Annotated in this window: 14 protein-coding genes; 11 read left to right on the forward strand and 3 right to left on the reverse strand. The window is 63.1% G+C overall.

The window, feature by feature from the left end; all coding sequences use genetic code 11:
* Positions 1–13: 13 nt before the first annotated feature.
* From AC0MRV_RS12425 to AC0MRV_RS12435, 3 genes are all read left to right on the forward strand, one after another.
* Positions 14–1,525 carry a hypothetical protein gene (locus AC0MRV_RS12425; RefSeq protein WP_472764796.1) on the forward strand — a complete coding sequence of 504 codons (1,512 nt, stop codon included), beginning with the start codon at positions 14–16 and terminating at the stop codon, positions 1,523–1,525.
* Positions 1,526–1,570: 45 nt separating this feature from the next.
* A complete protein-coding gene (locus AC0MRV_RS12430; protein WP_472764797.1) occupies positions 1,571–2,725 on the forward strand; it encodes a TlpA family protein disulfide reductase in 1,155 nt (384 codons plus the stop codon).
* A gap of 216 nt (positions 2,726–2,941) precedes the next feature.
* Positions 2,942–4,465, forward strand: coding sequence for a tetratricopeptide repeat protein (locus AC0MRV_RS12435; RefSeq protein WP_472764798.1), 1,524 nt, complete (start codon positions 2,942–2,944; stop codon positions 4,463–4,465).
* A 76-nt stretch (positions 4,466–4,541) separates the two neighbouring features.
* On the opposite strand, the gene AC0MRV_RS12440 is transcribed toward AC0MRV_RS12435, so the two are convergent.
* Positions 4,542–5,060 (reverse strand): peptidylprolyl isomerase, encoded by a 519-nt coding sequence (locus AC0MRV_RS12440; protein WP_472764799.1) that lies wholly within the window; start codon positions 5,058–5,060, stop codon positions 4,542–4,544.
* A 301-nt stretch (positions 5,061–5,361) separates the two neighbouring features.
* On the opposite strand from AC0MRV_RS12440, the gene AC0MRV_RS12445 reads away from it, so the two are divergent.
* The 8 genes from AC0MRV_RS12445 (at position 5,362) to AC0MRV_RS12480 (ending at position 13,591) form a co-directional block, all read left to right on the forward strand.
* Positions 5,362–6,411, forward strand: coding sequence for a purine nucleoside permease (locus AC0MRV_RS12445; RefSeq protein ID WP_472764800.1), 1,050 nt, complete (start codon positions 5,362–5,364; stop codon positions 6,409–6,411).
* 84 nt (positions 6,412–6,495) lie between these two features.
* On the forward strand, positions 6,496–7,641 hold the full coding sequence (locus AC0MRV_RS12450; protein WP_472764801.1) for a cysteine desulfurase family protein: 1,146 nt from the start codon (positions 6,496–6,498) through the stop codon (positions 7,639–7,641).
* Between the two features lie 127 nt (positions 7,642–7,768).
* A complete protein-coding gene (gene recF, locus AC0MRV_RS12455; protein ID WP_472764802.1) occupies positions 7,769–8,848 on the forward strand; it encodes a DNA replication/repair protein RecF in 1,080 nt (359 codons plus the stop codon).
* A complete protein-coding gene (locus tag AC0MRV_RS12460) occupies positions 8,845–9,579 on the forward strand; it encodes a sulfite exporter TauE/SafE family protein (protein ID WP_472764803.1) in 735 nt (244 codons plus the stop codon). Before recF ends, AC0MRV_RS12460 begins: the two co-directional genes overlap by 4 nt.
* A 115-nt stretch (positions 9,580–9,694) precedes the next feature.
* Positions 9,695–10,303, forward strand: coding sequence for a crossover junction endodeoxyribonuclease RuvC (gene ruvC, locus AC0MRV_RS12465; protein WP_472764804.1), 609 nt, complete (start codon positions 9,695–9,697; stop codon positions 10,301–10,303).
* A gap of 228 nt (positions 10,304–10,531) precedes the next feature.
* On the forward strand, positions 10,532–11,698 hold the full coding sequence (locus AC0MRV_RS12470; protein ID WP_472764805.1) for a XylR family transcriptional regulator: 1,167 nt from the start codon (positions 10,532–10,534) through the stop codon (positions 11,696–11,698).
* A 292-nt stretch (positions 11,699–11,990) separates the two neighbouring features.
* Positions 11,991–12,818 carry a twin-arginine translocase subunit TatC gene (gene tatC, locus AC0MRV_RS12475; protein ID WP_472764806.1) on the forward strand — a complete coding sequence of 276 codons (828 nt, stop codon included), beginning with the start codon at positions 11,991–11,993 and terminating at the stop codon, positions 12,816–12,818.
* 449 nt (positions 12,819–13,267) lie between these two features.
* On the forward strand, positions 13,268–13,591 hold the full coding sequence (locus AC0MRV_RS12480) for a hypothetical protein (protein WP_472764807.1): 324 nt from the start codon (positions 13,268–13,270) through the stop codon (positions 13,589–13,591).
* 286 nt (positions 13,592–13,877) lie between these two features.
* Here AC0MRV_RS12480 and mntR read toward each other — a convergent pair whose 3' ends face one another.
* The gene (mntR, locus tag AC0MRV_RS12485; RefSeq protein ID WP_472764808.1) at positions 13,878–14,312 is read right to left on the reverse strand and encodes a transcriptional regulator MntR; all 435 of its coding nucleotides are present in this window, start codon (positions 14,310–14,312) and stop codon (positions 13,878–13,880) included.
* An 86-nt stretch (positions 14,313–14,398) separates the two neighbouring features.
* Complete coding sequence (locus AC0MRV_RS12490) at positions 14,399–14,644, reverse strand: hypothetical protein (protein WP_472764809.1); 246 nt, start codon at positions 14,642–14,644, stop codon at positions 14,399–14,401.
* Between the last annotated feature and the right edge of the window lie 9 nt (positions 14,645–14,653).

A 14,653-nucleotide genomic window follows, 5' to 3' on the forward strand; every position in this document is an offset into this window, starting at 1 on the left:
TGGGTGAGCAACCATGCACGATTTGATCAAGCGTCGGCGTCGGTTTGGAACGTTGGTGGCAGTCCTGTTTTTGACGGTCGTCGCCAGTGGGCGGGCGGAGTGGCTCTATGGCGAAACTGAGCACTTCGAAGTATTCACTTCGGCGGGCAAGGCGGAGACGCTGGAGGTCCTGGGTGACCTGGAAGTGTATCACGACGTGATCATGCAGGTCTTCGGCGGGCGGCGGATGGTCAACCAGCGCACCCGGATTGTGTTGTTCGATCGGCAGAGGGACATGGAGCCCTACGTCGGCGAGGACGAGATGGCGGAGTATAATATGTTCACCAATGTCCGCGGCGTGAGCCAAGCGGACGGCGCGCTGATCGCGATGTCGGGCGAGAGCCGTTGGAAACACTCACGGCGCAGCGTGCAGAAGGTCTATGCCTACACGCTGCTGAGCTCGATCGGTATGAGCCAGCCGCCTTGGTTCGGGGCCGGCCTGTCGAAGGTGTTTGCATCCTTTGAAATTGGGCGGAACGAGATGATGTTGGGCCGGGCGAGTGCCGATGAAGTTTATGTGCTGCAACGGCGCGAACAGATGCCGTGGAGCGAACTCCTCCATATGCAGCCGTCGCTGTGGCAAAGATTGTCGGCCATCGGGGCGCCTGTTCACGACGCCCAGGCGTGGGCGCTGTTGCACTACTGTTTCCTCAGTCCGGAGCGCGCGCAAACCTGGCGGGCCGGCATCCTGCAGATGGCGCTGGATGCCCAGATGGGTGAGAGGGATTATGCGGCGCTCGTGCAGCGACACCTCGGGGTGAGCATGGAGGAATTGACGGAGGAGATGAAGGCCTACACCCGAAAGACCGATTTCCCGGCCGCCGATCTGCCGCTGCCGGAGGGAGGCGTGAAGTCAAAGCTGCGGCTGAAGAAGGCGGATCCGGTCGGGGTGGAGGATGCGCTGTGGGAAGTGAAGGCGCGGTTCAAGAAAGACGACGCGACGGTGGCGGAACTGGCGGTGGCGCGGGCGGAGACCTCGCGGTTGCGACTGCGGGAACTGCAGGGCTCGCTCGCGCTCGTCCTGGGTGATGTGGAATCGGCGGAGGCGCATTGGGATCAGGCGCGCGAAGCCGGGTCGCAGAATGCCTTTGTGGTGCGTTTTCGCGCGGAGCGGGAGATTCGCCGCCGACTGGCGCAGGGCGCGATCGAGCAGCAGTTTTCACCGGCGGAAGCCGAGCCCTTGCGGGCCGAGTTGGAGCGCGCGCTGGAGCTTGATCCGGGAGATTATTTTTCCGTGCAATGGTTGGCTTGGTTGGAGGCGTTGGCGGAGAAGCCGTCCATCGCCAACGTCAACCGGGTGCAGCGAGCCGTTGGTGAAATGGCGCGGCCACATTTGACCTACCTCGCCATCGCCCGTCTGCAGTCGCGCTTGGGTGATGCCGCGACCGCGCGGAATCTGGTGAACTCGTTGCAGGCCTGGCCAAACTGGGAGTGGGCGCCGGCCGTGCGGGCGGTGGCCGCGGCTCTTCCGGCCGAAGCGGAATAGTCGCGCGCCAGAGAGTGGCGCATGATGGCGGCGACGACGTGACCGATGGTTGACCGCGCCGCCGAAACCGCCCTGCATGCGCCCATGTTGCATCGGACCAGGAGCGTGAATGGACTGAAGCTTTGGGCGGGTTGGTGGTTGTTGTTGGGTTTGCCATTCGTGGCGCTCGCCTCCCCCAAGGACGAGTGGAAGGAAATCGAATCGCTGTCAGCTCGGCTGGACGAATTGAACGCCAAGGGGCCGCCGAAGGTGCGCGAGCGGACGGTCTCCAACGATCCCATTCTCTCCACGGCGGTGCTGCTGAATCTGCGATTGGAGGCGTTCATCAGCGCGCACGAAGGCGACAAACGCTGGGCCGATGCGCGCGCGCTGCATGCCCTGATCATGCCCGAGGCGAACAAGGCACTCGGCCGGGAGCTGGCGATCGATGATTGGCTTGAACATCTCAACAAGGTGAGGCGTTTGCCCGGGGTGACCGACCGATTGGCGGCGAACGCGACCTACAAGTGGATCGCGGTGGGCTTCAATCGCGGGAAGCGCGATGGCTTTGCCCCGGGGGCGCTGGAAGAGCTGTTGGAAGCCACGGAGGCCTTTGTGAAGGCCAACCGTCGTCATGCGGGGGCGGCGCCCCTGGCCTTGGAGGCGGGACGACTGTTGGTGCGGTCAGACGCCGAGCGGGCGCGATCGCTGCTGAAGCAGGCGAAGAAGTTGGCCGACCGCTACAACATCAGGCTGGCCAACGAAGCGGAGCAGGAGCTGGCGGTGCTCGACTATCGCCTCGCGCCGATGGACCTGAAATTTGAAGCGGCCGATGGCAGTGCGGTCGATTTTGCCGCGTTGCGCGGCAAGGTGGTGATCGTGGATTTCTGGGCCTCCTGGTGTCCGCCCTGCCGCAAGGAGGCGCCGGAGCTGGCCGCCCTGTATCAGAAATACCAAGACAAGGGCTTGGCGGTGGTCGGGGTGTCGCTGGATCAGGATCGGCGCAAGATGGAGGCCTTCGCCGCCCAGTCCGGCATGACCTGGCCGCACTACTTCGACGGCCGCGGCTGGGACACCAAACTGAGCCGGGAGCACGCAATCGCCTCGATCCCGACCGTGTGGGTGATCGGTCAAGACGGTCGTCTGATCGACAACAACGCCCGGGGAAAACTCGAGACGATGATCCCGCACCTGTTGGCACCTGGTTCGGCGGGGAAGTGACGGTTGAGGCGGAAACCAATGCGGATGCTCCGGGCAGTTTTGACAGAGGTGGGGCGCACGATCCGGCGACGCGGATGCCTGGTATTGTTGGCAGGGGCGATCGTGGCGGTCTCGCTGGTCCGGGGGGACGAGGCGTCCTGGTTGCGGATTCGAACCCCCCATTTTGAACTGTTAACATCCGCCGGGAAATCCGAGGCGGTGGAAATATTGGAAGGGTTGGAGTCCTACTGCACCGTATTGGAGGAACGTCTTGGCCACACGCCGGCGACGCGCCGACCGATCCGTATCGTCCTGTTCGACCGGGAGTGGGATCTGGATCCCTACAAACCGGTGTCGGAGCCGGAGGAATCGTCCCAATCTACCGGGGAGAACCTTTGGCAAAAATACGAACGGGAGCTGGAGTGGATGGGAGCGAAGCAGCGGGAGTATGGGCGGGTGATGAGAGCGTTGCCGACTTCGAGTGGCCCCACCCGTTTGCACCGTCAGATCGTCTGGAATCCACTCTATTCCGGCGGTCCGGGTCGGGACTTGGATTACTTTACCTTCATCGATGAGGACTCCGCCACGGTGGTGTTGTCGGGAGATCGACGATGGGAGCGAACCGAACGGTTGTTGCGGTGGCCTTGTGCTCGTATCCATTTGGCGCGACTGCGTCGGCCGTTGCCTTTGTGGTATCAGGACGGGCTGGTCGCTTTGTTGGCGCAGGTCCGGGTTCTCAAGGATGAGTATGCCTTTGGCGCTTGGGACGGTTCTCGCGGTGACTTTCTGGAGGCATTGGACGCACTTGCGCCGTGGGAGGATTTTCTGCGTCGAACCGAGGAGGATGAGATATTTGCGGTGCCCGGCGTGCGGTATGCGCACACTGCGCAAGCTTGGTTGTTCCTGCAGTATGCGCATTACGATCAGGGGCGAAAATTCGGTGGCGCCGATGCGATTGAAGCCATCCTCCGGTCTTGGGGGAGGGGCAACGATGACGTGGCGGAGGTATTCGTGCGGGAGACCGGTCAGTCGTTGGCGGGGATCGACGATGCAATGCAACGCATGCTGCGGCGAAAACGCTCGCGAGAGGAATTCCATCCACTCGCGAAGCGGGGCAAGGTGGAGGCAGCGAACATGGTGACGGTTCCGGCCAGCGAACTCGAAACCTTGTTCATGGAACTGCGCGTGCGCCTCACTCGCGATCCGGAGATGCGTGATGTGTTGAAGGCGCGTTTGGCCGACAATGAACAGGATGTCGCGGCTTTGACCCTGTTGGGCTGGCAGGCGCGACAAGACGGTGAAGTTCAGCAGGCCGCCGCGTGGTGGCAACGGGCGGTTGAGGCCGGTTCGACCGTGTCGGCACAGTTGCGCGCGCAGCCTCAGGCTGTCATTGAGGAGAAATGGTCGAGTGGTGATTTTGCAACGTGGACGGGCGGCGAAAAAGCTCGGGTTGATCGATGGCGAGCGCAGTTAATCAAGATTCTTGAACTCGACCCGAGCGATGAATCGGCGGTCGAAGTGCTGGCTTGGGTGGAGGCTTTCGCCGAGTCGCCAAACGAAGTGAACCTGCACCGGATTCGGGCGCGATTACCGCAGTTGGCATGGCCGGATCGCACCCAGCTCGCGTTGGCCCACCTCCGCTTGAGAGCGGACGCTTTGGATGCGGAAGCGCGGGAAACCGTGACCCATCTGCGAACGGGGCGTGGTGACTATGTGTCGGGCGTGGCCCTCGCGCTCATGCAGTTGCACGAACTACTTTAAGCGCAACCCGCCGGAAACAAAAACGCCCGGGCGGTAAAGCCGGGGCGTCTGCAAATTTGGCGACCGGGATCGAGGCTCAGGCGGCGACGATCTTGATCGACTTCACTTCGACGCGGTCGATGGGGGTGCTCTTTTCGCCGCCGCCGCCGTGTTTGGTCGGGACGGTGGCGATCTGCTCGAGCACCGAGTCGCCGGCGGTGAGTTGGCCGAAGGCGGTGTATTGGCGGTCGAGGAAACCGGCCTCGCCGTGGCAGATGAAGAACTGACAGCCGGCGCTGTCCGGGTGGGCGGCGCGGGCCATGGAAATCACGCCGCGCGCGTGATGCTTGTCATTGAATTCGGCCTTCACCTTGTAGCCGGGGTCGCCGGTGCCGGGCATGCCGGAGGCGCCTTCCTTGGTGTTGGGGCAGCCACCTTGGATCATGAAACCCTTGATGATGCGGTGGAAGGCGGTGCCGTCATAAAAGCCCTCGCGGGCGAGTTTCTTGAAGTTCTCGACGGTCTTCGGCGCGACTTCGGGCCAGAAGGAAAGGGTCATGTCGCCGTAGCTGGTGGTGATGACGGCGACTTCGTTGGCGGTGTTTTCAGTGCTCATGTTGCTTTGGGAAAAGGGTAAGCATCGCGACCCGGCCGAGTCCCGGTCAAGCCTCAGCACCCCCGCGCCGCCAATAAAGACCCGATTTGGTGGCTCCAATTGTCACCTAATAGGTGACAATTTGGGAGGAGAGAGTTGAGGTCGGTAGATCTACAAAACGCTAGATGAGCGCTTGAAACGCGATCGTTGCCGGGGCGGCGCCAGCGAAATTGTCACCTAATAGGTTACAAATTCTCCGGGTTGATGGGGCTGGGGGTGCTTTGGGTTTTGACGGGGGCATGGGGCCTGCTTCGGATGCGGGATGCGTTCCCTTTATGTGTTGGGTTTTTCTCTGATGGTGGCGGCGGGGTCGGTTTGGGCAGCGGACCCGATTCCGGTGAAGGTGGTGGTGGTGGCCATGTTTGAGGCGGGGGAGGACACGGGGGATCGGCCGGGCGAGTTTCAGTATTGGGTGGAGCGCGAGGGGCTGACCGAGACCTATGCTTTTCCACAGGGGTATCGGGATCTGCGGGGCACGGCGGACGGCAGTGTGCTGGGCGTGGTGACCGGGGTCGGCACGGCCAAAAGCGCGGCGACGATCATGGCGCTGGGGCTGGATCCGCGTTTTGACCTGAGCAAGGCCTATTGGATCGTGGCGGGCATTGCGGGCGTGGACCCGAACGACATGTCGATCGGCTCGGCGGCGTGGGCGGAGTGGCTGGTGGATGGCGACCTCGGGCATGAGATTGATATTCGCGAGGCGCCGGCGGACTGGACGACGGGTTACATTCCGCTGCGCAAGGCGTATCCATTCCAGCAGCCGGTGGATGGCAGCGAGGGCCAGGTGTTTCGGCTGGTGCCGTCGTTGGTGGAGTGGGCGTATCAGCTCACCAAGGACACGGAACTGCAGGATTCCGAGGGAATGGCGGAGAAGCGGGCGCTGTATGAGGGTTACCCGATGGCGCAGCGGAAGCCGTTTGTGCTGAAGGGCGACCAGCTCGCGGCGATGACCTATTGGCATGGCGAGATCCTGAACGAGTGGGCGAACCAATGGGTCGATTATTACACGGAGGGGCAGGGCAATTTTGTGACCAGCGCGATGGAGGACACCGGCACCTACAATTCGCTCTTCTGGCTGACGCGGGCGGGCAAAGTCGATGTGAAGCGCCTGCTGGTGCTGCGCACGGCGAGCAACTATTCGATGCAATGGCCGGGCGGAGACGCGGCCGAGAGCTTGAGTGGGGAAAAACTGGGTCCGGGTTATTCGGCGTATTTTCAGTCTTTGGATGCCGCGCATCGGGTGGGCAGCCAGGTGATGCATGCACTGATCGACGGGTGGGAGACGTATCAGGACGAGTTGCCGATGCCGTGAGACGCGGTCGGGAGGTCCGCGTCCACCTTGGAGTGTTGGGTGCGGGCTTGATCGGGGCGGGGGAGGTGCGCACGGTGGTCGGCTGTGCCCTATTTTGATCACAACGCGACCAGTCCCTTGAGCTCCGCTGCGCGGGAAGCGTGGCTGAAGGCGCAGGATGAGGCGTGGCAAAATCCGTCGAGCCTGCACCGGGCGGGGACGCGGGTGGGGCTGCGCCTGCAGGCGGCGCGGGAGAAGCTGGCGATGGTCTTTGGTGCCAGGGCTGAGCGAGTGGTGTTCACCAGCAGCGCGACCGAGGGGATCGATGCGATCATGCAGCACCTGTCGGAGCGAGTGGCGCCCGATGCGGCCATCGCGATCAGTGTGACGGAGCACCCGGCAACGTGGGGCGCGGCGGCGAGCTACTTTGACAAGAGTCAGTTGCTCGGATTGCCGTCCAATCAAGGCGGGCAGGTCGTGATCGAGCGGGTGGACGAAGCGCTGGCGGCCGGGGCCCGGGCGGTGGTGTTGATGGCGGCGAACAACGAGACCGGCGTGATTCAACCCTGGCGCGAGGTGGCCGCAAAATGTCGCGCCGCGGGTGTGCCCCTGGTGTGCGATGCCACGCAGTGGTTGGGCAAGTTACCGGCCGATGGATTGAGCGCGGCGGATTGGGTGCTTGGCTCGGCGCACAAGTTCGGCGGGCCGAAGGGCGTGGGTTTTCTGCTGCGGCCGGAGGCGGAGAACGGCTTCGTGATGCGGCGTGGCGGCGGGCAGGAGGGCGGTCAGCGTGGTGGAACCGAAGACTTTCCGGGCATCGCGGCCATGGTCGCGGCCTTGCTGGAGGCCGAGCAATCCAAGGTGCTGTTCGAGGATGAACGCTTGCGAACGCGTGCGGCCTTCGAAGCGGAGATCACGCGGCGGCTGGAGGGCGCGCGGGTTTTGGCGCCGGTGGTGGATCGCCTGTGGAACACGGTCGCGCTGGTGCTGCCGCACGGTGAGGCGACGCGCTGGGTGGCTAAGCTGGACAAGCGGAGCTTTGAGGTTTCGACCGGCTCGGCCTGTGCCAGCGGCAAGGACAAACCCTCGCACGTGCTGGCGGCGATGGGGGTGCCGGGCGAAGAGGCGCGGCGCACGATTCGGATCAGTGCGGGTTGGGACACGACTCCGGCTGAGTGGCGGGCCCTGGCCGACGCCTTGGTCGGGGTCGCCGACGAAACGAAGCCGCCGGCCAACGTGGTGTCGATGTAGTGCTTTTTTAACCACAGATGAACACAGATAGACACAGATGTGGATTAGCCTTACCAGTGGCTCCGTCGGATCGGATCCGTGCCCATCTGTGTCCATCCGTGGTTAAACTCCGTTCCCTTCCGCTCTGATGCAGATTCGTCGGATTGCGTTGCAGCAGTTTCGGAACATCTCCGCCGCGCGGTTGGAGTTGGTCGGGCGCTTGCATTTTTTGGTGGGGCGCAATGGGCAGGGGAAAACGAATTTGTTGGAGGCGGCGGGATTGATCACCGCGCTGCGGTCATTTCGATCGGCGGATGCGAAGACTTTGATTGGTCATGGCGGGGCGGAAGCGGCGATTGCGGTGGAGCTGGATCATGAGTTGGAGGGCGAGACGCAGCTCACGATCAAACTGCGTCCCGGGGCGAAGGAGGCGTGGTTGGAATCCACCAAAGTCACGCGCTTGGCCGAGGTGATCGGACGTTTTCCGACGGTGGTGTTTTCCTCGCAGGACCAGCAACTCGTGCGCGGTTCGCCGGGGGGACGGCGACGGTGGCTGGACCTCACGCTGTCGGCGACGGATGGAGGATACTTCAAAGCATTGCAGGCTTATCATCGGGCGCTGGCCGAGCGGAATGCCTTGCTTAAACGCGAGGCGGGCGCGGCGCAGTTGGATGCCTTTGAACATGTGATGGCGGAGCACGGCGCGGTCCTCGTGCGGGCCCGGCGCGAGTCGCTGGCGGCCTTGGCCAGCGATCTTACCGAGGCCTATGCGCACATCGCGGATCGGGCGGAGCCCGCGGCCTTTGCCTACGCGGCGGATGTGGAGGAGGATACGGTCGAAGGATTGCGGTCGAAGTTCGCGGCGGGACGGCGGCGTGACCTGGCGATGCGTTCGACGGGGAACGGTCCGCATCGGGACGATTTTGATTTTCTGCTGCACGACAAGGAGGCGAAGAACTTTGCGTCCGAAGGTCAGCAGCGGGCCTTGGTCTTGTCGCTGCGCTTGGCGCAGGCGGCGTGGTTTCTGGCGAAACGACAGGTGTTGCCGGTGCTGTTGGCCGATGATGTTTTGGGCGAACTGGATCCGGTGCGCCGCGAGCGGTTTTGGAGCGCGGTGCCGGCGGAGGCACAGGTGATCGCAACAGGCACGACGGCGCCGGATTCAACGTTGGGCAGTTGGCAGGTGTTCGAAGTGAGCGGAGGTGGATTTAGTCCGCTCAGCGTATGACTTTGGAACCCTGGCAGTGGATCTTGGCGTTGACGGCGGCGATGTTCATCGGCGTGTCGAAGACCGCGATCGGTGGGCTCGGCATGGTGTCGGTGACGCTGTTCGCGAACTTTGTGCTGCCGGCGAAGGAGGCGAGTGGCTTTGTGCTGCCGCTCTTGATCTGCGGCGATCTGGTGGCGGTGAAGGCCTACCGGGCGCACACGCAGTGGAAGCATCTGGGGCGCTTGTTTCCCTGGACGGCGGGGGGCGTGTTGCTCGGCTGGTTGGCGATGGGGCGGATCGATGACCGACAGGCGAGTTTGTTGATCGGCGGCATCGTGATCGTGATGGTGGCGATTCACCTGTGGCGGCGGCGCAAAGGGCAGGAGGCGGCGGGGCTGGGGTTTGCGTTTGCGGCGTTTATTGGCGTGATGGCGGGATTCACGACCTTGGTGGCGAATGCGGCGGGGCCGCTGATGGCGATCTACCTGCTGGCGATGCGGCTGCCGAAGATGGAGTTCATGGGCACGGGCGCGGTGTTCTTCTTCCTGATCAACCTCTTCAAGGTGCCGTTCATGGTGAACCTCGACCTGATCTCATGGGAGAGCGCGCGAGGGAATCTGATGCTGGCGCCGGCGGTGTTCCTGGGGGCCTTCATCGGGCGGTGGCTGTTGCCCAAGATCGATCAGCGACTGTTCGAAAACCTCGCGCTGTGGGCCAGTGCGCTGGCCGGACTGAAGCTGTTGTTCTGAGTCTCCGCGGGGCAGGATTCTTTTTTACCACGGATGAGCACGGATCAACACGGACGGGGGGAGATAAAATATCCGTGTCTATCCGGGTTCATCCGTGGTTAAACCTTGCCCGAGTATGGCGAAGATGTCGGTCAGAGCGATGTGGGCGGCGAAGTTGGCGGGCAAAGACGTGCCGGCGGCCTCCTCGCGGCCGCAGCGCGCCGGAGCGACCCCACGCGCCTTGCCCAATATGCAGCGCACGGCGTTTCGGGGGCAGGTGCTGGGCATCGACCCTTCGCTGCGGGGAACAGGTTTGGCGCTGATCGATTTTCAGCCCGGTAAGCAGCCGGTGATGTTGCGTTGCCAGACGGTCAAGGTGCACGCAAAGCGGCCGATGCCGGAGGCGCTGGCGGAGATCCACCGGGCGATCACGCGGTTTCTGGAGGATTTCCAGGTCGTGCACGTGGCCCTGGAGCAGACGATCTACGTGCAGAATTTTCAGACCGCCCAGATTTTGGGCGCGGCGCGCGGCGCGGCGATCACGGCGGCGGCGTTGCGGGAGTTGCCGGTCTTTGAATACCCGCCACTGCGGGTGAAGCAGGCGGTGGTCGGCGTGGGCCGGGCGAGCAAGGAGCAGATGGCGCGCACGGTGATGGGTTTGCTGGGGCATGGCCGGGCGCTGGCACCGGACGAGGCCGACGCGGCGGGCGTGGCGCTGTGTCATGCCTTCACCTGGCGAGCATGATTTTTCGGTAAATCGCTCAAGGACGACCGGGATTGTGCCGATGTTGGTGACACAAAGCCGGCCGCTCCGCTCGCATCTTCACCACAAACGATATACACCACCCAGTGTGAAGGATTTCGAGGGACGCGGCCGGCTCTATTTTTGCCCGGTCGCCGACGATCGAGCGAGGTGAGGCGCGGGGAGTGGATCGGGTTTGCGGCCGGACGGCGGTGAAGCTTGGATGGAGCGATGCGTCCCCAAGTCCTGCTGGTTTTCAGGATGATCTATGAAGAATGCCCGTCCATGCTGCGGGGCATCGCGCACTACGAGCGGTCGCACCGACCTTGGCAGGCCTATCTCGATGACGAGGCCAAGGCCGTGGACGACCCGCGATGGATTCGCGGCAAACCTTGGTCCGGCGTGATCAGCCGAAACACGACCGCCGACATGGTGGCGGAGTGTCGGGCTGCGGGTATTCCGTTGGTGGACCTGAGTGACTGCGATCCCTTTGACGGTGTGCCCAAAGTGCGACCCGACAATCATGCGCTCGGGCATTTGGGGGCGGAGCATTTCTTGGAACGCGGGTTTCGGCAGGTCGCGTTTTGTGGGTTCTCCAATCACGCTTGGGCGGTCGAGCGCCGCGATGGATTCGTCGAAGCGGCCCGGCTGGGCGGGCTGGAAAGCCAGGGGTTTGACGTGAGTTACCCGGGCGATCTCACCCCGCAGTGGGACGAGGAGCAGACCGCGGTGCTGGCCAGGTGGTTGCATGGACTGCCGAAGCCGATCGGCATCATGGCCTGCAACGATATGCGGGCGCTGCAGGTGATGGCGGCCTGTCAGGCGGCGGGCATTCTCGTGCCGGAGGAGGTGGCGGTCTTGGGCAGCAACAATGACGCGATTCGCTGTGACCTGTGCTTCCCGCCGCTTTCCAGCGTGGCGACGGATCCGTTTCAATCGGGCTACCGGGCGGCCGAGATGTTGGATCGCTTGATGATGGGGGAGGAGCTGCCGGACAGCTACGTGCGCATTGATCCGCGCGGGGTCGTGGCGCGGCAATCGAGTGATGTGCTGGCGGTGGATGATCGCAACGTGGCGGCGGCGCTGAGCTACATCCGCGAGCACGCGTGTTCGGGCATCACGGTCGATCAGGTCCTGCGTCAGGCGGCGGCGTCGCGCAGCCAGTTGGAAAAGAAGTTTCGCAAGTTTTTCGGCCGTTCGCCCCAGGCGGAGATCCGGCGGGTGCAGGTGGATCGCATCAAGCAGCTCTTGATCGAAACGGACTTTCCGTTGAAGAAGATCGCCGAGTTGGCGGGCTTTGAGCACGTGGAATACATGAGCGTGGTCTTCAAGCGGCTGGCCCAGATCACCCCGGGGGAATTCCGGCGGCGGCACTCGGAAGGCGGGCGGAAGAGTTAAGGAGGTTTGTAGTATGGATCCAGGGTGCGCCTCCCGAAGTGACGGCCGGAACCGAGAGGCAGATGGAACACGCCGTCGGGGACGTCGGCGTCCACCTTGGGGAAGTGAAAGGTGGAAGTCGGCCTCCGGACGACGTGGGGACGGTTGGGTTGAACGGCCCGACTACACGACTCTCGCCGTCGCATCGATATTCCCGGTCGCGCCGTAGCTTACCGGTGCCGATTTGAATTCCGTGCTTTCGCTGGCGCGCGATTGCGGCACGATGCCGGGTTTCTTGTTCTAGCACCTGTCCATGTCCAAGCACGATGATGATTCCGCGGCCCTGATCGGGTCGGATGACGAAGAGACCGTCTCGGCGCGCGAGAAGCCCATGGCGTTCTTCGACCACTTGGAGGAGTTGCGCTGGACCTTGGTGAAGAGCGCGATCGCGTTCACGGTGTGCGCGGTGCTGGTGGGTGTCTTCCTGAAGGAGTTCAATCACATCCTCATGTTGCCGCTGGAGTGGGTGCAGTCGGAGAAGACCGACTTCGCGCTCGATCTGGGCACGGTGAGCGTGATGGAGAGCTTCACGGTCGTGATTCAGATGTGCTTCATTGGCGGCCTGGTGCTGGGGGCGCCGTTCATCCTGTTCTTCATTGGCCAGTTTGTGGCGCCGGCCTTGCATGAGCGGGAGCTCAAGCTGGTGGCGCCGGGCTGCGCGGCGGCGCTGTTGTTTTTCCTGCTCGGGGTGTGCTTCAGTTTCTTCCTGCTGGTGCCCGGCACCATGCGGGTGTCGATCGGGCTCAACGAGTTGTTCGGCTTCACCATGCGTTGGACCCCGGGTTCCTACTACGGACTCCTGATCTGGCTGTGCATGGGGGTGGGGGCGGCCTTCGAGTTTCCCCTCGTGATCGTCCTGCTGGTGCACCTCGGCCTGGTGACCAGCGTGAAATTGCGCGGTTGGTGGCGCCACGCGCTGGTGCTGTGTTTCGTGGTGGCGGCGATCGTCACACCGACTCCGGACCCGATCAATCAGTCGGTCCTGGCGATGTCGCTGTATGGCCTCTACTGGATCGCGATCGCCGCGGCGACGCGGGTCGAGAAGAAGCAGGCCGAAGCGGAAAGCGAAGACGGGCTCTGATCTTGGTTTTCTTTTCACAGGAGGGAAGGGAGGGGAACAGAGACCGGAGGCCCGTCAGCCTCGGGCTTTCTTCACAGAAGGTAACGAAGGTAAGGAAGCCGTCAGCCTGAGGCGGGAACGCTAATCTTCGCTGACGTTCGCTGATACCGATGAGTGATGATCAGCGGCTATCGGCGTTCCTCTGGTTGTGTTCACGGCTTTGGCCTGATCGCCAACGCGCATGGTCTGCCCGGATTTACGGACAGGAGGCTGAAGCAGTAGAGGGCGGGATCGGGGATCGCGTTCTAGGCGACTTTGGCGTGTGGTTCTGAATCGTGATACGGTTTTGCGTCCTTGTCGGGTTGGTTTGTTTGTTCTCGCCTGCTAGCATCGCGGAGGACTCGGCGGATGATTTAGCCGGGAAAGCTGCCAGGGCGCTGGAGAGCGGAGACCTTTCGACGGCGAAGGACTTGTTCCTCCGCGCGACGGTCGAGAAACCGGACTTTGCCGAGGCGTGGGTTGGTTTGGGGCTGTCGCTGTGGCGGCAGGGCGAGGAGGAGTTGGCCCAGCAATCGTTTGAGATGGCGCTCAAATGGCATGAGTTTCGGTTCCGGAAGCACCCGTCCGACTGGAACCAGTTGTTTCAACAAGTCGCGGTTTTGCTCCTGCTCAATCGGGAAGACGAAGCGCTGCATCGACTCCGAGAAGGCCAAACGAGGTTTCCTGACGTTGAGGCCTTCCAGGTCGACGAGGCGACGGTGCGCGGAATGAAGGCCATGCTCGACGGTGAGTGAGCATCCCGTTGGCGCGCTTGTGCTTCAGGGGGCAACGAAGGTGGGGGAGCAGTCAGCTTGCGGGTGGTTTCACCGCAGATGGAATAGATGAGCACAGATCCGTCAGGCCGAGGTGGGAACGCCAATCTTCGCTGATGGCCGCTGATACGGATTGGTGAAGCTCAGCGTCTGTGAGCGTTCTTTACCTCTTGGGCCCTTCGTTCTCTTCGTTGCCTTCTGTAGAGCTCTGCGGGCTGCTGGGGCTCCACGCTCTGTTGCCCTCCGTTTCCTCCTGTAAAATCAGCGCCTAGTCCGGCTGGCGGAGTTTGGCGGCGAGGTCGGGGTGGGTTTCCAGGTGTTTGGTGAGGCGACCGAGGGCGGCGAAGGTTTCGGGGCTCACGTGGTGCTCCATGCCTTCGACGTCGCGGGCGATGACCTCGTCCTCCAGGCCGAGCAGGCCGAGGAACTGGGTGAGCAACTCGTGGCGGTGGGCGATGTGGGCGGCCACGGCCTGACCGGTTTCGGTGAGGACCATGCCGCGGTATTTTTCGTATTTAACGAGGCCCTCGGCATCCAGGCGCTGCACCATGGTGGTGACGCTGGCTTGGGAAATTTTCAGCTCCGCCGCGATGTCGACCACACGGGCGTAACCCTTGGTCTGGATGAGTTCGCTGATCCGCTCGAGGTAGTCTTCGACGGCGGAGGTGGTGCGGGGGAGCGAAGGGCGGGAGGATGCGGCCACGGCAAGACTCAAAGCCGCGGCGCGGCGCGGTCAAAGGCTAATACGCAAAACAAAAAACCCGGCGCGCGGCCGGGTCGGGGGAGAGGTCAGTTGCGGGTGTTGAGCACCTTTTGGTAGCGGGCAACCATACGCAGCATCCAAAGGGCGAGCCAGAAGGTGCCACTCATGCAGGCGGCGGTGCCCATGGACCACAGGGTCACCATGGTCGGGTCGTTCGACGGCACGTGGCTGGGGAGCCAACGGAAGGCGAACAAGCAGAAGAACGCGCCAACGGCGACGATATCGACGAGGAAGTCGGATTTGCGGACGAGTTTGACTTCGGACTGGGCCATGGTGGTGGA

The sequence above is a fragment of the Actomonas spartinae genome, assembly GCF_051209155.1.
Lineage (GTDB): Bacteria > Verrucomicrobiota > Verrucomicrobiia > Opitutales > Opitutaceae > Actomonas.